Genomic DNA, 17,305 nt, shown 5'->3' with positions numbered 1-17,305 from the left:
CGGGAGGTCAGCCCTTGCTGACGGCGGTCAGGATCTCGGGGAGGCGGGCTGCGGTCCAGGGGGCCGCGACGCGGAGGCCGGCCCAGGTGATCAGGAGCGCGTAGGCGGCGCCGGCCGGGAGCATCAGCCACAGGTAGGGGTGGAGGTCCGCGACGTGCAGCCAGACCGTCGCCACGATCAGCGGCGCGCACAGCACGGCCGAGGAGACCATGCCCAGCAGGACGCTCAGCCAGGCCAGCCCGCCCTGCCCCGGCGCGGCGTTCTTGAAGGCGCCGTCCTGGGGGACCGAGTACGGGAAGCGCGCCGAGGCCACCGCCCCGGTGGCCAGCATGGCCCCGAGCAGCCCGAGCGCCACCCCCGTCGCGTCCGGCACCGCCGCCCAGTCGTCCAGCAGCGCACCCGTCACCGCGGTCACCAGCACCGTGTACGGGACGGTCACCAGCGCCAGCGCCAGGGCCCGCGCGCGCAGTTCCTCGTACGCCTGCCGGGGCGTGGCCAGGGTCTGCGCCACCATCCAGAAGGCCGAGGTGTCCTGGCCGAACTGGTTGTACATCTGCACGCCCAGCATCCCCGCGCCGAAGCAGGAGAAGTAGATCGTGCCGGTGCCCTGGAGGGCGTTGAAGACCGGCACGATCAGCCCGACCGCCAGCGCCGTCACCCAGGCCGCCTTGGTCTTCGGGTCCCGCAGCACGTACCGCAGCGTCCGCTGCATCACCGCCCCGGTCCGGCCGCCCGGCAGCAGGCCCCAGGAGCCGCCCGCCGCGCGGTCCTTCGTACGGCCCGGGTCCGCCGCCGCGACGGTCGAGCCGTCCGGGGTGACCATCAGCCTCGTCAGCGAGCGCTGCCAGGACCAGAGCAGGCCGGCCGCGGCCGCCGCGCTCAGCAGCAGTTGTCCGGCCGCCGTCGCGTACGCACCCCCGCTCGCCGAGTCCACCGCGCCGAGGGCGGCGGCCGGCGGCAGCCAGCGCACCACGTCCGCCACCGGCGCCAGCCGGTCCAGGCCGCCGGCCTCGGACAGCCGCTGGGCGCCGAAGTTGACCGCCTGCGCGCCCAGGGCGATCAGCAGACCGCTCAGCAGGGCCAGGTCACGGCCCTTGCGGCTGGTCAGCAGCCGGACGTTGGCGGTGGCCACGGCCCGGGCCAGCGCCACGCAGCACACCAGCAGCAGCGGCACCGCCAGGACGCCCGCCACCACCCCCGCCGCGCCGTGCGCGACGGCGAGGACGGCCCCCACGGCCAGGCAGAGCGTGAAGAGCGGCCCGGTGCCCACCAGCGAGGCCGCCAGCAGGGCCGGGACCAGCGCGCCGGGCCGCAGCGGCAGCATCACCAGCCGGGTCGGGTCCAGCGTCTCGTCGCCGCCGGGGAAGAACAGCGGCATCACCGCCCAGCCCAGCGCCACCAGCCCGCCGAGCAGCACCACCAGCGCGGCCGCGTGCTCGTGTCCGCGCAGCAGCACGAGCAGCAGCACCAGCAGCGCCCCGAAGAAGAGGGTGAAGGCCAGCGAGAGGATGTACGCGGCCTTGCGCTTGGCGCTCTGCCGCAGGCCGTTGCGGAGCAGCGACAGCTTCAGCCGGACGAAGACCGGGGTCAGCGCGGCCCGCGAGGGCACCTGCCCGGCCGTGGCCGCCCGGCCGGTGCCCAGGGTCCCGAGGTCGCTCACCGGGCCGTCCCGCCGCCGAGCCAGTCCAGGGAGTCGCCGGTGTCCCGGCCCTGCGCGCCGACCAGTTCCAGGAAGGCGCTCTGCAGCGAGGGGGCCGCGCCGCGGACCTCGGCGAGGGTGCCCTGGGCCCGGATCCGGCCGGCGGCCATCACCGCGACCCAGTCGCAGAGCGATTCCACCAGCTCCATGACGTGGCTGGAGAAGACCACGGTGGCGCCCGAGGCGGTGTAACGTTCCAGCACCCCGCGGATGGTCTGCGCGGACACCGGGTCCACGCCCTCGAACGGCTCGTCGAGGAACAGCACTTCGGGGTTGTGCAGCAGCGCCGCCGCCAGCCCGATCTTCTTGCGCATGCCCGTGGAGTAGTCGACGACCAGCTTGTGCTGGGAGCCGGCCAGGTCGAGCACGTCCAGCAGCTGGGTGGCCCGTTTGTCGACCTCGTCCCCCGGCAGCCCCCGCAACCGGCCCATGTAGCCGAGGAGTTCCCGGCCCGAGAGCCGTTCGAAGAGCCGCAGCCCCTCGGGCAGCACCCCGATCCGCGACTTCACTTCCACCGGATCGGACCACACGTCGTACCCCGCCACCTCGACCGTGCCCATGTCCGGCCGCAGCAGGCCGGTCACCATCGACAAGGTGGTGGTCTTGCCCGCGCCGTTCGGCCCGACCAGACCGATGAACTTGCCCGCCGGCAGCTCCAGATCGATGCCCCCGACGGCGATCTGGTCGCCGAAGCGCTTCCAGAGCCCCGCTATCCGCACGGCGACGGGCGGGGCCTGGTGCGCCCCGCCCGCCTCTGCCGCAAACGCCTGGTCAGGCATGGTGTGCCCTCCCTTTCGTACTGTTCCCCGTTGGTCCCTGCCACCTTACGAGGAGCCGCGTACCGCGCAGAAGAGTCGGGTCCTCGCAGGTCAGGCGCGGCGCGCCCGGGCCGCCGCGGCCTCCCGCCCGCAGGCGTACGCCAGCGGGTTGATCAGCTCCTCGGCGTCCGGCAGCCAGCGGTTGGCGGGCGTGGGGCGGCGGGCCCACTGGACCGCGCCGCGGCCGCCGAAGCGGGTCGGCGGGGCGGCGACGTAGTCGCCCTCCGCGCGGGTCACCAGGTCGATGGTGGAAGGCGACCAGCCCAGCCGGCGGACCAGGTCGGGGACCTTCGCGCCGGCGCCGGGCAGGACGAAGAACAGCATCCGCAGGTCCGGGGTGAGCGCCACCGGGCCGAGCGTCAGCTCCATCCGCTCCATCCGCGCCAGCGCCAGGAAGCCCGCGGTCTCCGGTACGTCGATGGCGTCGAAGGTGCGGCCGGTCGGCAGCAGGATCGAGGCCCGCGGCTGCTTCTGCCACATCCGCCGGACGGTGGTCGCGCTGCCCGTCGCGGAGGCCGCCCAGCCCTGCATCACCGGGTGCGCGCCCGGGGCCGCGCAGTCCGCGGCCCCGCAGGAGCAGAGCTCCTTGCCGTCCTCGGCCTCCAGCCAGGTGCCGGGGAACACGTCCCAGTGGCGTTCTTCCGCGTACCGCACGGCATGGTCCAGCAGCTGCTCGCCTCGCTGCTTGGGGATGGGCGCGGTCTCCGTGACTCCCATGGTCTCTTCCACGCACATCACAACTTCCGCCGTCACCTCGGGTTACGGGGAGGGCCCGAGCCGTGCCCGGAGCATCGATCCTGCAAGCGGGGCGCATCGATGCACTGGCGGGGGCGCGTAGGGGACGGTGACGCGGGTCAGGGGTAACGGGACTCCTGAAAGCGCGACAATCCCCGGCGAGTGGCAGCAAGAGCACCACGTTCCGGGCAAGTTCCGCATTCTCCGCCAATCAGCCGGGAAGTGTTCGTGAAGCACGATCACCCGCGGCCACAGGGGGTTTCTTCCATGGCAGCCAGGCCTCTCGTCGCCCGTCAGCCGAACGAACGGCTCCAGGCGCTCATCCAGGAAGCCGGGTGCTCCAACGCCGGGCTCGCGCGCCGAGTCAACATGACCGGCGCCGAGCACGGACTGGATCTCCGGTACGACAAAACCTCCGTCGCCCGATGGCTGCGGGGGCAGCAGCCCCGGGGGCGCGCTCCGGGCATCATCGCCGAGGCGCTCGGCCGCAAACTCGGCCGCACGGTCACCATCGACGAGATCGGCATGGCCAACGGCAAGAACCTCGCCTCCGGCGTGGGACTGCAGTTCTCGCCGACCGTGCCGGGCGCCATCGAGCAGGTCTGCGAGCTGTGGCGCAGCGACGTGGGCCGACGGGACTTCCTGTCCGGTTCGACCGTCGCCGCCTCGGCGCTGGTGGAGCCGAGCCGCGACTGGCTGATCACCGGCGCGGACGCGCAGGTGGCCCGGACCGCGGGGGCCCGGGTGGGGCTCTCCGACGTGGCGGCCGTCCGCGCCACCACCGACGCCCTCGTCGACCTCGACCACCGCTTCGGCAGCGGGCACGTCCGGCCGGTGGTCGTGCACTACCTCAACAGCGTGGTCTCGGGCCTGCTCGGCGGCTCCTACCGGGAGGGCGTGGGGCGCTCGCTGTTCGCGGCCGTCGCCCGGCTGACCGAGCTGGCCGGGTACATGGCCGTCGACACCGGCCAGCCGGGACTGGCGCAGCGGTACTACATCCAGGCGCTGCGGCTGGCCCAGGCGGCCGGCGACCGGGCGTACGGCGGGTACGTCCTGGCCGCGTCCATGAGCCACCTGGCCGCGGAGCTGGGCAACCCGCGCGAGATCGCGCAGCTCGCGCGGGCCGCGCAGGAGGGGGCGCGGGGGCAGGTCACCCCGCGGGTGCAGGCGATGTTCTTCGCGGCCGAGGCGCGGGGTCACGCGCTGCTGGGGGACGCGCGGGCCACGCAGGTGCTGGCCGGCCGGGCGGTCTCGGCGCTGGAGCGGGCGGAGCCGGAGTCGGGGGACGACCCGGTCTGGATCACCCACTTCGACCAGGCGTACCTGGCGGACGAGCTGGCCCACTGCCACCGGGACCTCGGGCAGTCCGAGGCGGCCGGGCGGCGGGCCGAGGAGGTGCTGCGGGAACTGCCGGCGGGCAAGGCGCGCAGACGGGCCATCGGCCTGCTGCTGCTGGCGGTGTCGCAGGTGCAGGCGCGGGAGGTGGAACAGGCGTGTGCGACGGGGACGCAGGCGGTGGAGCTGCTGTCCACGCTGCGCTCCAACCGGGGGGCGGAGTACCTGGAGGACTTCCGCCAGCGCCTGGACCCCTACCGCGAGGAACCCCCCGTCCGGGAGTTCACCGCCCGCCTCACCCTCCAGGCGGCCTGACAGCGCCCCCGGGCCGGGGCTCCGGCCCGGGGCGGTGGGCGGGCGGGAGGGGGCGCCAGGGGCTCCGCGGGGGTGATGGGACGTCAGTTCACCCGGGGGCCGTCCGCGCGCCTCCTTGAGTTCGATCATGGGCGCGTGGCAGGGGAGAGAGGCGACCCGGTAGCGTAAACCGACGATTCCGTAGGTCGAGAAGGAGTCCCGGTGACGCAGAGCGGACAGGGGGGCGAGCCGCAGTCCCCGTCGGGGCGGCCTGCCTACGAAGGCATCGTGCTGCCCGCCGACGGTTCGGGACCCTGGATCCCGGGCGCCCCCGAGGAGCGGGAGAGCGCCCCGGTCGGCGGCGCGCCCTGGGGCGGCTCCTGGGGCCCCGGACAGCCCCCCGGCGCCCCGCCGGCCGACGCCCCGGCCGCCCCGGGCACCGCCGCCTACGGCTACCCGAACCCGTACCCGGAGCAGCAGGCCTACCCGCCGTACGAGTCCTACGACCCGCACGCCTCGTACGACCCCGCCGGCCCGGCACCCCAGGACCCCTACGCGGGGTCCTACCCGCAGCCCGGCCCCGGCCCGGAGGGCGCGTACCCGAACCAGGCCCCGTACCCGGGCCAGGACCTCGGCCAGGACCCGTACCCGGGCCACGGCCAAGCTCCCGGTCACGCCCAGGACCCGTACCAGGGCCAGGGCCCGGGCCTCGGCCAGGACCCGTACCAGGGCCAGGACCCGTACCAGGGTCAGGGCCACGGCCGAGGTGCCTACCCCGGCCAGGACTCCTACCAGGGCTTCCCGCCCGGTGACCCGTACGGGCAGCAGCCGTACGCCGATCCCTTCGCCGCCCCGGCGGCGGGGACGGACGCCGAGGCCACCGCCTTCCTCCCGCCCGTGCCGGCCGATCCGGCGGCCGCGGCGACGCAGTACATCCCGCCTGTGCCCGGTGATCCGGCCGCGGCGGCCACGCAGTACATCCCGCCCGTGCCCGCCGATCCCGACGCGGCGGCGACCCAGTACATCCCGCCCGTGCCCGCCGATCCCGACGCGGCGGCCACGCAGTACATCCCGCCGGTGCCCGCGGAGCCGGGGCCGCCCGCGGAGTTCGACGGGCTGTTCCGGGCCGAGGGGGGAGGCGGCGCGGGGTACGGGTATCCGAACGACGCGCCGGGGTCGACGCAGCAGTTGCCCAAGATCGAGGAGCCGGGCGGGTTCCGGGGGCCCCAGCCGCAGCCTCAGTACCACCAGCCGCAGTACCACCAGGGGCCCCCGCCCCCGCATCCGTACGACCACGAGCCGGAGGGGCGGCGGGCCCCGGTGGGGCTGATCGCCGCGGGCGTGCTCGGGCTGGCCGTGGTCGGGCTCGGGGTCGGCGCGCTGATGGGCAGCGGGTCGGACAAGAGCAACGACCCGACCACCCTCTCCGACACCTCCAAGCCACCGGCCAGCGCCGAGGCCGAGAAGCCGGTGGACCCGGCCCGGGCCCAGGCGGTGCAGCTGGACAAGCTGCTCGAGGACAGCGGCGGCAGCCGTGACGCGGTGATCGCGGCGGTGGCCGACATCAAGAAGTGCGACGACCTGTCGCAGGCCTCCGAGGACCTGCACGACGCGGGCCGGCAGCGCGAGGAACTGGTCACCCGCCTCGACGAGTTGAAGATGGACCAGCTCCCGGACCACGACCGGCTGGCGAGCGCGCTGGCCAAGGCCTGGAAGTACTCCGCCTCGGCCGACAAGCACTACGCGGAGTGGGCCGACCAGGTCGACGGCAGCAAGAAGTACTGCAAGAACGGCAAGGCCCGCACCACCAGCCACGCCGCGGCCGGCAACAAGGCCAGCGGCCAGGCGACCCAGTACAAGGAGCAGGCCGCCGAGCTCTGGAACCGCATCGCGGCCAAGTACGACCTGACCAAGCGCGACCGCACCAAGCTGTAGCCGGGCCCGGGGCCGGGCAGAACAAGGACCGGGCCCGGGTCCGGGGCGAAGGCCGAGGCCCCGCCCCGGCGGTCAGTTCATCGCCGGGGCCAGCTCCAGCGTCCGGGTCATGTCCATCGCGCCCTCGCCCTCGGTGACCAGCCGGCCCTGCTGGACCTGCTGGAAGTGCACCCGGCCGTTGACGATCCGGGGGAAGCCGCCGACCGCCCGCATGTCCTGGTAGCGCCAGCTCAGGTCGGGGGTGAGGCCGCCGGTCTTGATCCCGTCGGACTTGTCGAGGGCGTTCGCGATCTTGCCCGGGGTGATCTCCTGGTCGCCGAGGGACTTCACGACCTCGGCGAAGACGGTGTAGGCGATCCAGGTGGTCTGCACCCCGACGTCGTCGGGGTCGATCCGGTCGTCGTCGAAGGCCCGCTCGGCGATCACCTTGCGCATCGGGGCCCACAGCGGGTCCGAGGACACGGGGTACCAGCTGGTGACGTACGCGCCCTCGAAGGGGCCGTCCTTGCCGCCGGTCCGGTTGACCAGGCCCTGGCTGACGCTGCCGAGCACGGAGGAGATCCGCACCTTCTGGTCCTCGGTCTCCACGCGCCGGAAGGAGTCGAAGAAGGTCTCGGTGCGGTCGCCGAGGACGGCGGTGACGCAGCCCTTGGCGGCCTTGGCGCGGGCCGCTTCGGTGCCGATCCGGGCCGGCAGCCGCGGGTCCGCCCCGGCGTCCTCCAGGGCCTCCAGGGCCTGGGCGCTGTAGTCGGTGGCGTCCTCGGCGGCCAGGATGTCGCTGACCTCCTCGCGGCTGCCGGACTTCAGGCCGGCGTTGAGCAGGATCGGCATGGTGTCGCCGGGGAGGGTGTCGGGCCGGACCAGGGAGACCTTGTCGCACTGGTGGGCCAGCTGCCGTCCGGTGCCGGCGAGCAGCACCGGCTGGCCGCCGTTGACCGGGTACGACAGGGTGCTCTGGAACTCCTCGGAGGAGACGCCGAACCCGCCGATGAAGGGGATGCCGGCGGCCTCGAGGGGGGCCATGAAGGCGCGGCCGTGCTGGCTGTAGGAGCCGACCACGGCCACGACGTGGTCGTCCACCGCCCGGCGGGCGCAGTTCGCGGCGCCGGTGGGGGTGTTGTGCTCGTTGCAGGTGACGACTTCGATCTTGCGGCCGTCGAGGCCGCCGTCGGCGTTGAGCGCCCGGCCGAAGGCGACGGCCATGGCGGGCATGCCGGGCATGTTGGTCGCCTTGGTGCCGACCGGCGCCCAGGTCATCACCTTCAGGGGCTCCCCGGATCCCCCCGCGTCCCCGGGGAGCACCCCGCAGCCGGTGAGGAGGGACGCGGCAGCCGCCGTGCACAGTGCGGCACTCGCCGCGGCGGTGAAGGGGCTGGGTCGTGCCGTGCGTCGCCTACCGGTCATGTGCATGCACACTTCCGCCCCAGGGGTAACGACGGTGTGATGTCCACTCAACGTTCGGTGACATCCCGGTGAACTACGGGGGTGTAAAGATCGCTCCCGGGAGGGAACGTACGATCGATAACCGTGACATCCGTCCCAGGTTCGAAGAACCCTTCCCGACGCGGCCGCCGCTCCTCCACCATGGGCGGCATGCCGCTGAACGACATGCCCTGGTGGCGCTGGCGCAGCAACGTGCGCTCGGCGCTGCACATGCTCTCCGACCCGTCCTTCCAGGAGGAGTGCTGGCTGAGGGGCCGGGAGGGCTACGGAGACGTCACCGACGCCGTCTACCGGCTCGTCGAGGACACCTGGCTCGACAGCTGGTCCGCCGAGAAGTACGTCGGCACGATCTTCCGGGACTCCCAGGAGGCCGCCCTCGTCGACGTCGCCGTCCTGCGGGTGCTGCGCATCCTGCACCAGGTCGGGCCGGACGCCCTGGTCTCCGCCTACCTCGAGCACCACGGCTGGCCCGAGGCGGTGCGCGCGGCCCGCGAGGCGCACGTCCGGCTGGCGACGAACGACGGCGAGGACCCGGACGCCCCGCCGGCCACCCTGGAAGTGCTGCGGATCATGACGCGGACGGCGTAGCCGGGGCCCCGCCCGCACTAGTCTTGTGCGGCATGAGCGATCCGAAGAGCGCCTCCGCGACGGAGCAGCCCGAGCAGTACGTCCTGACCGTCTCGTGTCCGGACAAGCAGGGCATCGTGCACGCCGTGTCGAGTTACCTGTTCATGACCGGCTGCAACATCGAGGACAGCCAGCAGTTCGGCGACCGTGAGACCGGCCTCTTCTTCATGCGCGTGCACTTCTCGGCCGAGGCGCCGGTGACGGTGGAGAAGCTGCGGGCGAGCTTCGCGGCCATCGGGGACACCTTCCGGATGGACTGGCAGATCCACCGCGCCGACGAGCGGATGCGGATCGTCCTGATGGTGTCCAAGTTCGGCCACTGCCTCAACGACCTGCTCTTCCGCTCCCGGATCGGCGCGCTGCCGGTCGAGATCGCGGCCGTGGTCTCCAACCACACCGACTTCGCCGAGCTGGCCGGCTCGTACGACGTCCCCTTCCACCACATCCCCGTCACCAAGGACAACAAGGCGGCGGCGGAGGCGCAGCTGCTGGAGCTGGTGCGCGCCGAGGGCGTGGAGCTGGTCGTGCTCGCCCGCTACATGCAGGTCCTCTCGGACGACCTGTGCAAGGCGCTGAGCGGCCGGATCATCAACATCCACCACTCCTTCCTGCCGAGCTTCAAGGGCGCCAAGCCCTACCACCAGGCGCACGCGCGCGGGGTGAAGCTGATCGGTGCCACCGCCCACTACGTCACGGCCGACCTCGACGAGGGCCCGATCATCGAGCAGGAGGTCGAGCGGGTCGGTCACGACGTCACCCCCGACCAGCTGGTGGCGATCGGGCGGGACGTGGAGTGCCAGGCGCTGGCCCGTGCGGTCAAGTGGCACAGCGAGCACCGGGTGCTGCTCAACGGCAGCCGCACCGTCGTCTTCGCGTAGGGACTCCTCAGCCGGAGTGCCGGAACCGGTTCCGGTACTCCGTCGGGGTGGTGTTCAGCTTCCGCCGGAAGGCCCTGATGAGGGTGTCGACGGTACCGAACCCGCAGGTCGTGGCCACCCGGTCGAGGGTGTCGTCGGTGGTCTCCAGCCGGTTGCGGGCCACCTCCACCCGGGCCGACTCGATGTACGCGGCCGGGGTGCTGCCCACCTCCGTCTTGAAGACCCGGGTCAGCTGCCGCTCGCTCATGTGCGCGTACTCGGCGAGGGAGGCGAGGGTGAGCTTCCCGCCGAGGTGCTGTGCGACGTGGTGGCGCAGGTCCTCCATGCGGCGGGTGGTGGCCACCGCCTCGGTGGGGACGCTGAACTGGCTCTGGCCGCTGGGGCGCTTGAGGTACATGACCATCTGGCGGGCCACCCGCAGCGCCATCGCCTCGCCGAAGTCCTCCGCGACCAGGGCCAGTGACAGGTCCAGGCAGGCGGTGATCCCCGCGCCGGTCCACACCTTGCCGTCGCGGATGAAGATCGGGTCGGCGTCCACCTCGACGGCCGGATGGTCGGCGGCCAGCTGCTGGGCCGTGGACCAGTGGGTGGTGGCGCGCTTGCCGTCGAGCAGGCCGGCCGCCGCGAGCAGGTGCGCCCCGACGCAGACCGACGCCACGCGCTGGGAGACCCCGGCCAGTTCACCGACCCAGCGGACGATCCCGGGGTCGGTGACGGCGTGCACGACGCGGTCCTCGTCGACCTCCACCGAGCCGGGCACGAGCAGGGTGTCGATGCTGCGCCGGGCCGCGTCCCGGAAGGTGACGTCGGGCAGGATGCGGACCCCGGCCGAGGTGGTGACCGGATCCATGGTCTCGGCGGCGAGCATCACCTGGTAGCCGTCGGCCTGGCCGGTCTCGCGCTGGAGCAGGGCGAAGACCTCGGGCGGGCCGGTGACGTCGAGGAGGTCCACCCCCTCGAAGAGCAGCACGACGATCAGGCGGTTCAGGCTCACGGGGCGCATCCGATCGGTCCGGGGCGGGTGTCGGGATCTGCAAGTTACATGACATTGCCGCCAGTCGGGGGCGCTCGTAGCGTGGAACTGCGCCGCTTCCCGCGCACCACTTCCTCGCACCGAAAGACGGTTTCGCCATGCCTTCCACCACCCTGCGCGAGCTCTCCGGCCTCGACCAGACCCCGGCCGCCCTCGCCTCGTCCACGGTGATCCTGGTGGACTACCAGAACACCTACACGCAGGGCGTGATGGAGCTGGACGGCTGGCAGGCCGCGCTCGACGCCGCCGTGCGGCTGGTCGCCCGGGCCCGCGAGGCCGGCGCCACGGTCATCCACGTCATCAACGACGGCGGTGAGGGCGGCGCGTACGACATCCGCCAGGAGATCGGCAGCATCCACCCGGCCGTCGCCCCGGTCGACGGCGAGGAGGTCGTGGTGAAGACCACCCCGAACGCCTTCAACGCCACCAACCTCGGCGAGCTGGTCGACAAGGCGGGCAACGAGACCGTGGTGATCGCGGGCTTCATGACCCACATGTGCGTGCAGTACACCGCGCACGGCGCGTTCCTGCGCGGCAACGCGCCGACCGTCGTGGCCGACGCCTCCGCCACCCGCGCGCTGCCCGCGCTCGGCGCCGAGGTGCCCGCCGCGCAGGTGCACGCCGGTGCGCTGGCGGTCATCGAGGACCTGTGGGGCGTGGTCGTCCCGTCCGTGGACCAGCTGGGCTGAGGAGCCGACGATGCGAACGACCCGTAACCGTGCCGGGGCGGCGTCCCTGGCGGCCGCGCTGACGGCGCTGGCGCTGCTGGCGACCGGCTGCTCCGAGGGGGAGTCGGGCAAGGAGAAGGCCGCGGCCTCCGCCGCGGCGCCGACGCCGGCCCAGGCTCAGGCCCAGGCCGCCGTGGACGTCTCGAAGACCACCACGCTCCGCAAGCTCAACGGGCTGCCGGACACCCCGGCGAAGCTGGCCCACTCGACGCTGATCATGGTCGACTACCAGAACACCTACACCCGCGGTGTGATGGAGCTGACCGGTTGGCAGCAGGCCCTGGACGAGGCGGCGAAGCTGCTGGCCGCCACCCGCAAGGCCGGCGGCAAGGTCATCCACGTCGTCAACGACGGCGGGAAGGGCACCCCGTACGACGTCACCGCGGAGATCGGCAAGATCCACCCGAAGGTCGCGCCGATCAAGGGCGAGCCGGTGGTGGTGAAGACCAAGCCGAACGGCTTCGTCGGCACCGACCTCGGCAAGCGCGTGGACGAGGCGGGCAACAAGGACGTCATCATCGCCGGGTTCATGACGAACATGTGCGTCACCTTCACCACCGAGGGCGCGTTCCTGCGCGGCAACCGGCCGACCGTGGTGGCCGCCGCCTCCGCGACCCGTCCGTTGCCGACCCCGGTCGGCAACGTCTCGGCCGAGCAGGTGCACCGGGGCGCCCTGGCCACGATCGGAGACCTGTACGGCGTGGTCGTACCGGATGCCGACGCGCTGAGCTGACGACCCGTCACCCACACACCCCGCCCGCCGCGAACGCCGCGGTGGCCGGGGTGGTCGGCATGGGTAAATTCGTCCGTTTATAGGGGGTTATGGAGTCGTTAATTCCGTTCGCGAAACATGTACGCGTCTTAAACATTTATGAAAAATGGCTAGGAATCGCATGCCTTCTGAGGTTTGATCCTCTGGAATCCGAGGGCTCCCGCCGCCGAGGTGTGGCCGGGGAGCCGTCGACCGAATCCAACATGCAGGGGAATGAACACAGTTGAGCAGCCGAAGAGAGTTCATGGGGACCACCGCCGCGGTCGTGGGCGCGGCCGCCGTACTCGGTGCCGCGACGGACGCGTTCGCGGAGGAGGTTCCCGGCACCGACGCCTCCGTGGTCGTCGACGAGAAGACCGCGCGTGACTCCATACGCGCCGTCAACGCGGCCATGCGCACCAACTACGCCGACCTCAAGACCAAGCTCATCAAGGAGCTCGGTCCAGTGGTCATCGTCCAGAACAACGCCATCGGCGGCCGGTTCCGCCTCGTGAACAAGGGCGTCGTGGTCGAGACCGTCGACCCGGTCCCCGAGGTGTTCGAGCTGGCCAAGTCGATCGCCCACGTCCCGCTGGGCATCTACTCCACCGCCGCCTCGTACTTGAGCGACCGGATCCCCAACGTCGCCAACGCGGCCCGGATCGACGCCCACGACCTCGACATGGTCTCCGTCGAGGGCCCCGCCTCGACCGCCTGGATCGTGCCGCTGCAGGCCTTCCGGGACAAGCTCCGCGAGGCCAAGACGCGGCTGCCGCGGGCCAACCTGCCCGAGGACCTTCAGAAGTCCTGCGACACGATCCTCACCGAGGGCATCGCCTTCATCAACAACGCGGTGAGCACCCAGCGGTTCGACATCCCCACCTTCCAGGAGTTCTCCAAGAAGGTGTACCCGTCGGTCCGGGTCAACATGAAGCACTCCTCGGCCGCGCAGATCAGCGGCGTCGGCGGCCTCATGAAGCGCTGGCGCACGCAGCTCGGCGAGGCGGCCTGGAGTGACCTGTACGTGGTCGTGCTGTCGATCTGGACGACCTCCGAGCTCAACCAGGCGTCCATCATCATCAAGCAGCACATGAACCAGGCGAAGGTGGCCTCCCACCTGGTCGACCTGCCGACCGCCGAGTCCCCCTCCGACCCGGTCGCCGTGGCCCTCGACAACCTCGCCCGGATCGTCCAGGACAACATCGCCGCCGAGATGGTCTTCGCCGCGGACCTCCGGGTGGCCGACGCGCTCAAGGGCAAGGAGGACCTGCTGTCCCAGGAGATCCTGGTCCAGCTCGGCGGCGGCCCGAAGCCCGCCACCGCCGCGGTCTTCGGTGCCACCGGCGCCCGCAAGGGTGCCTGCCCGGTCTCCCACACCCTGCAGGTCTGACCGCGCGCCGGCCCCCGCGGACGGTCCACACCGTGCCGTCCGCGGGGGCCGCGCCCTCCCAGGGGGAAGGCAACCTTGTCCGCACGCACCTCCCGGGCCCCGCAGTTGTGGGCCCTCCTCGGTCTGGCCCTGCTCGCGGCGAACCTGCGCGCAGCGATCACCTCCGTCCCGCCCCTCCTCGGCGCCCTCCAGGACGTCTTAGGCCTGTCCGGGGCGCAGGTCGGCATCCTGACCACGCTCCCCGTGCTGTGCCTGGGGGCCTTCGCCGCGGTCGCACCGGCGGTCGCGCACCGGATCGGCACCGAGGCGGCCGTGGCCCTCGCGCTCGCCGTCCTCACCCTGGGCGTCGCGCTGCGGGCCGTGCCCGTACCGCTGTGCCTGTTCGCCGGCACGGTGCTGGCCGGCGCCGGCATCGCGGTCGGCAACGTCCTCGTGCCCGCCGTCGTCAAGCGGCACTTCCCGGCCAGGACCGGCGCCGCCACCGGGATCGCCATGACCCTGATGGCGGGCAGCGGGGCCCTGGCCGCGGCGCTCGCCGTGCCCGTCCACGACGCCGCCGGCTGGCGGCCCGCGCTCGCGCTGTGGGCCCTCCCTGCGCTGCCGGCCGTCCTGGTCTGGCGGCGGCTCGCCCGGCGGGCCCGCAGGGCCGGCGCGGCGGTCCGCGCCGTCCCGGCGGAGCGCGGGCGGTCGCTGCTGGCGGCACCGCTGGCCTGGGCCGTCGCCGGTTTCCTCGGCGTGGTGTCGCTGATGTTCTACGTCCTGGTGTCCTGGCTGCCGGCGGTCATGCGGGACAGCGGCTACGGCGCCGCCGAGGCCGGACTGATGATGTCGGTGATGCTGGCCATCGGCATCCCGCTCGGCTTCGTCGTCCCGGTCGTGGCGGCCCGGCTGTCCGACCAGCGGCCCCTGGTCGCGGGGATCGCGGCCCTGAAGGTCACCGGCATGGCGGGGCTGCTGCTGGACCCGGGCTCGGCCTGGGTCTGGGTCGTGGTCCTCGGGGTCGCCACCGGCAGCGCCTTCCCGCTGGCCATCACGCTGCTGGGGCTCCGGTCGCCGGACCCGGTGACCGCGGCGCGGCTCTCCGGGCTCGCGCAGACCTTCGGCTACCTGGTGGCGGGTACCGGGCCGGTCGCCATCGGCATGCTCCACGACGCCACCGGCGACTGGGACCGGCCGCTGCTGGTCCTGATGGCGCTGGCGGTACCGGGCACCTGGTGCGGGCTCCGGGCCGCCCGGCCGGGGTACGTCGGGACCGGCCGGCCCCGGACGCCGGTGGCGCAGGCCGTCCCGGTGGTGCCGGGGCCCCGCTCCGGGGGCGGCCGGACGCCCACCCCCGTGGGGAGCCCGGAGCGCGGCGCCGGCGTCAGGCCTTCGAGCCGCTCCTGATCCTGGTCCGCTCGTCCGTCCCGGGGATCTTGCCGGTGGCGATGGCGAAACGGTTCCAGGTGTTGATCGCGCAGATCGCGGCGATCACCTGCGAGAGGCCTTCGGGGCCGAAGACCTCCAGGCCCTGCCGGTAGAGCGCGTCCGGCACGCCCGCCTCCGAGATCTTCGTGACGGCCTCGGCCAGGGCGAGGGCGGTCTGCTCCTCCTCGGAGAAGAAGTTCCGGGCCTCCCGCCACACCGTGACCAGGTGCAGCCGCTCCTCGCTCTCGCCGGCCTTGCGGGCGTCCGTGGTGTGCATGTGCACGCAGTACGCGCAGCCGTTGAGCTGCGAGCAGCGGATCTGGATCAGCTCCACCAGCGCCGGGTCCAGTCCGGTGCGGGCCGCGGCGTCGAAGCCGATCTGGGCCCGGTAGACCTTGGGGGCCCATTCGGCCAGGTCGAAGCGGGTCTCGTGGGGGGAGTCGGGGGTGGTGGCCCGGGTCGGGTCGGTGTGCGTCGTCATACGGACCAATCTAGGAAGCCGATCGACCCGTTGTAGGGTGCATTTCCATGGCGGATTCATGGGTCAATTCGGCGGAGCGCACCGGCGCCGACCTGCATCTGGAGCTGCCGGCCGAGGGGCCACGGCGGGCCGCACTGGCCGAGGCGCTGCGGGCCGCGGTGCGGGACGGCCGGCTGCCCCCGGGCGTCCGGCTGCCGCCGTACCGCTCGCTCGCGGCGGATCTGGGGCTGGCCCGGAACACCGTCGCCGACGCGTACGCCGAGCTGGTCGCGGAGGGCTGGCTGACCGCCCGGCAGGGCTCCGGCACCCGGGTCGCCGAGCGGGCCGCGGCGCCTGCTCCGGGCCGCCGGCCCAAGCCCGGGCCGGCGGTCCCGGCGGGCCCCCTGCACGCGTTGCAGCAGGGCCAGCCGGACGCCGGGTCCTTCCCGCGCACGGCCTGGCTGGCCGCCACCCGCAAGGCGCTGCTGGCCGCCCCCAACGACGCCTTCGGGCCCGGCCACGGGCAGGGCCGGCCGGAGCTGCGGGCCGCCCTGGCCGAGTACCTGGGCCGGGCCCGGGGCGTCCGCACCGACCCGTCCCGGATCGTGGTCTGCGCGGGCTTCGGGCACGGCATGCGGCTGCTGTACGAGGGGCGGGTGCTGCGGGGGCCGCTCGGCGTGGAGGAGTACGGGCTGCCGTACCACCTGGACGTGCTGCACGCGGCGAAGGTGACGACCGTGCCGCTGCCGATCGACGAACGGGGCGCCCGGACCGACGACTTGCGCGAGCTGCCGGCCGTGCGGGAGGTGCTGCTGACCCCCGCGCACCAGTTCCCGACCGGCGGGCCGCTGCACCCGGACCGCCGGTCGGCGGCCGTGGACTGGGCCCGGGGTGCGCCCGGCCGGCTTGTCCTGGAGGACGACTACGACGGGGAGTTCCGGTACGACCGGCAGCCGGTGGGTGCGCTCCAGGGGCTGGACCCCGACCGGGTGGTCTACCTGGGCTCGGTCAGCAAGAGCCTGTCGCCGGGGCTGCGGCTGGGCTGGATGGTGCTGCCGGAGGAGCTGGTCGAGCCGGTGCTGGCGGTGAAGGGGCGGCGCGAGCTGTGGGTGAGCGTGCCGGACCAGCTGTCCTTGGCGGAGTTCATCACGGGCGGGGGCTACGACCGGCACCTGCGGAAGATGCGGCAGCGGTACCGGGCCCGTCGTGACCAGTTGACGGCGGTGCTGGCCGAGCACGCGCCGCACATCGGCATCACGGGGGTCGCGGCCGGGCTGCACGCGGTCCTCCGGCTGCCCCCCGGCACCGAGCGCTCGGCCCTCAAGGCCGCCGCCTGGCACGGCGTGGGCCTGGACGGCCTGTCCTTCTTCCGCCACCCCGCCGCCACCGCCCCCTCGGCGGACGGCCTGGTGATCGGCTACGCCACACCCCCCGACAGCGCCTACCCCGCCGCCCTCTCCGCCCTCACCCGAATCCTCCCCCCACCGCCATAGCCCCCGGGCCGGGGCCGCCCCCCGGCGTCCCCTTACCAGCTCCGCTGGGCGTACCTCCCAGAGCGGTAGCCGGGCCTTTCAGCCCCGCCGGCGCTTGAGGCGACCGTCGCGCAGCGGCGGTGCGGGGTTCGGGGCGGAGCCCCGCTGTCCCCCGTACCAGCCTCGCCGGCGTTTGAGGCGCGGGGGATCCGGGGGCGGTGCCCACCGGTTTCGGGAAGGGGCGGGGTGGGGTCTGGCTCCGCGCAGCGGCCGGGCGCGGGCCCGGACCCCCCCGCACAA

Annotated in this window: 15 protein-coding genes; 9 read left to right on the top strand and 6 right to left on the bottom strand. The window is 73.3% G+C overall.

The window, feature by feature from the left end; translation table 11 throughout:
- Nucleotides 1-7: 7 nt before the first annotated feature.
- The 3 genes from AB0O40_RS29255 to AB0O40_RS29245 form a co-directional block, all read right to left on the bottom strand.
- The gene (locus tag AB0O40_RS29255; RefSeq protein ID WP_365047990.1) at nucleotides 8-1,642 is read right to left on the bottom strand and encodes a transporter; all 1,635 of its coding nucleotides are present in this window, start codon (nucleotides 1,640-1,642) and stop codon (nucleotides 8-10) included.
- Nucleotides 1,643-1,656: 14 nt separating this feature from the next.
- Nucleotides 1,657-2,478, bottom strand: a complete 822-nt coding sequence (locus AB0O40_RS29250) for an ABC transporter ATP-binding protein (RefSeq protein WP_365047958.1) — start codon at nucleotides 2,476-2,478, stop codon at nucleotides 1,657-1,659.
- A gap of 90 nt (nucleotides 2,479-2,568) precedes the next feature.
- Nucleotides 2,569-3,234 (bottom strand): bifunctional DNA primase/polymerase, encoded by a 666-nt coding sequence (locus tag AB0O40_RS29245; RefSeq protein WP_365047956.1) that lies wholly within the window; start codon nucleotides 3,232-3,234, stop codon nucleotides 2,569-2,571.
- Between the two features lie 285 nt (nucleotides 3,235-3,519).
- Between AB0O40_RS29245 and AB0O40_RS29240 the strand changes: the two genes are divergently transcribed.
- Nucleotides 3,520-4,902: a transcriptional regulator gene (locus tag AB0O40_RS29240; RefSeq protein ID WP_365047954.1), complete on the top strand. Its 1,383-nt coding sequence runs from the start codon at nucleotides 3,520-3,522 to the stop codon at nucleotides 4,900-4,902.
- 201 nt (nucleotides 4,903-5,103) lie between these two features.
- Nucleotides 5,104-6,816: a hypothetical protein gene (locus tag AB0O40_RS29235; RefSeq protein ID WP_365047952.1), complete on the top strand. Its 1,713-nt coding sequence runs from the start codon at nucleotides 5,104-5,106 to the stop codon at nucleotides 6,814-6,816.
- 72 nt (nucleotides 6,817-6,888) lie between these two features.
- Here AB0O40_RS29235 and AB0O40_RS29230 read toward each other — a convergent pair whose 3' ends face one another.
- Nucleotides 6,889-8,220, bottom strand: coding sequence for an ABC transporter substrate-binding protein (locus tag AB0O40_RS29230; protein WP_365047950.1), 1,332 nt, complete (start codon nucleotides 8,218-8,220; stop codon nucleotides 6,889-6,891).
- Between the two features lie 180 nt (nucleotides 8,221-8,400).
- Here AB0O40_RS29230 and AB0O40_RS29225 point away from each other — a divergent pair, with 180 nt between their 5' ends.
- Together AB0O40_RS29225 and purU are read left to right on the top strand one after the other, a co-directional pair.
- Nucleotides 8,401-8,847, top strand: a complete 447-nt coding sequence (locus tag AB0O40_RS29225; RefSeq protein ID WP_365047988.1) for a hypothetical protein — start codon at nucleotides 8,401-8,403, stop codon at nucleotides 8,845-8,847.
- Nucleotides 8,848-8,879: 32 nt separating this feature from the next.
- Nucleotides 8,880-9,764: a formyltetrahydrofolate deformylase gene (gene purU, locus AB0O40_RS29220; RefSeq protein ID WP_365047948.1), complete on the top strand. Its 885-nt coding sequence runs from the start codon at nucleotides 8,880-8,882 to the stop codon at nucleotides 9,762-9,764.
- A gap of 7 nt (nucleotides 9,765-9,771) precedes the next feature.
- Here purU and AB0O40_RS29215 read toward each other — a convergent pair whose 3' ends face one another.
- Nucleotides 9,772-10,758, bottom strand: a complete 987-nt coding sequence (locus AB0O40_RS29215) for a DJ-1/PfpI family protein (RefSeq protein WP_365047946.1) — start codon at nucleotides 10,756-10,758, stop codon at nucleotides 9,772-9,774.
- Between the two features lie 137 nt (nucleotides 10,759-10,895).
- On the opposite strand from AB0O40_RS29215, the gene AB0O40_RS29210 reads away from it, so the two are divergent.
- The 4 genes from AB0O40_RS29210 (at nucleotide 10,896) to AB0O40_RS29195 (ending at nucleotide 15,052) form a co-directional block, all read left to right on the top strand.
- Nucleotides 10,896-11,486 (top strand): cysteine hydrolase family protein, encoded by a 591-nt coding sequence (locus AB0O40_RS29210; protein ID WP_365047944.1) that lies wholly within the window; start codon nucleotides 10,896-10,898, stop codon nucleotides 11,484-11,486.
- A 172-nt stretch (nucleotides 11,487-11,658) separates the two neighbouring features.
- Nucleotides 11,659-12,258 carry a cysteine hydrolase family protein gene (locus AB0O40_RS29205; protein WP_365047986.1) on the top strand — a complete coding sequence of 200 codons (600 nt, stop codon included), beginning with the start codon at nucleotides 11,659-11,661 and terminating at the stop codon, nucleotides 12,256-12,258.
- Between the two features lie 262 nt (nucleotides 12,259-12,520).
- Nucleotides 12,521-13,666 carry a hypothetical protein gene (locus tag AB0O40_RS29200; RefSeq protein WP_365047942.1) on the top strand — a complete coding sequence of 382 codons (1,146 nt, stop codon included), beginning with the start codon at nucleotides 12,521-12,523 and terminating at the stop codon, nucleotides 13,664-13,666.
- 75 nt (nucleotides 13,667-13,741) lie between these two features.
- A complete protein-coding gene (locus AB0O40_RS29195) occupies nucleotides 13,742-15,052 on the top strand; it encodes an MFS transporter (protein WP_365047940.1) in 1,311 nt (436 codons plus the stop codon).
- On the opposite strand, the gene AB0O40_RS29190 is transcribed toward AB0O40_RS29195, so the two are convergent.
- The gene (locus tag AB0O40_RS29190; RefSeq protein ID WP_365047938.1) at nucleotides 15,030-15,554 is read right to left on the bottom strand and encodes a carboxymuconolactone decarboxylase family protein; all 525 of its coding nucleotides are present in this window, start codon (nucleotides 15,552-15,554) and stop codon (nucleotides 15,030-15,032) included. The two genes, AB0O40_RS29195 and AB0O40_RS29190, sit on opposite strands and share 23 nt — an antisense overlap.
- Before the next feature lie 47 nt (nucleotides 15,555-15,601).
- Between AB0O40_RS29190 and AB0O40_RS29185 the strand changes: the two genes are divergently transcribed.
- Nucleotides 15,602-17,026 (top strand): PLP-dependent aminotransferase family protein, encoded by a 1,425-nt coding sequence (locus tag AB0O40_RS29185; protein ID WP_365047936.1) that lies wholly within the window; start codon nucleotides 15,602-15,604, stop codon nucleotides 17,024-17,026.
- The last annotated feature ends 279 nt before the right edge of the window (nucleotides 17,027-17,305 follow it).

This window comes from Streptomyces sp. NPDC089919, from assembly GCF_040684615.1.
Lineage (GTDB): Bacteria > Actinomycetota > Actinomycetes > Streptomycetales > Streptomycetaceae > Streptomyces.
The sequence above is the reverse complement of the archived record's forward strand: the minus strand, read 5'-3'. Positions and strand labels throughout refer to the sequence as shown.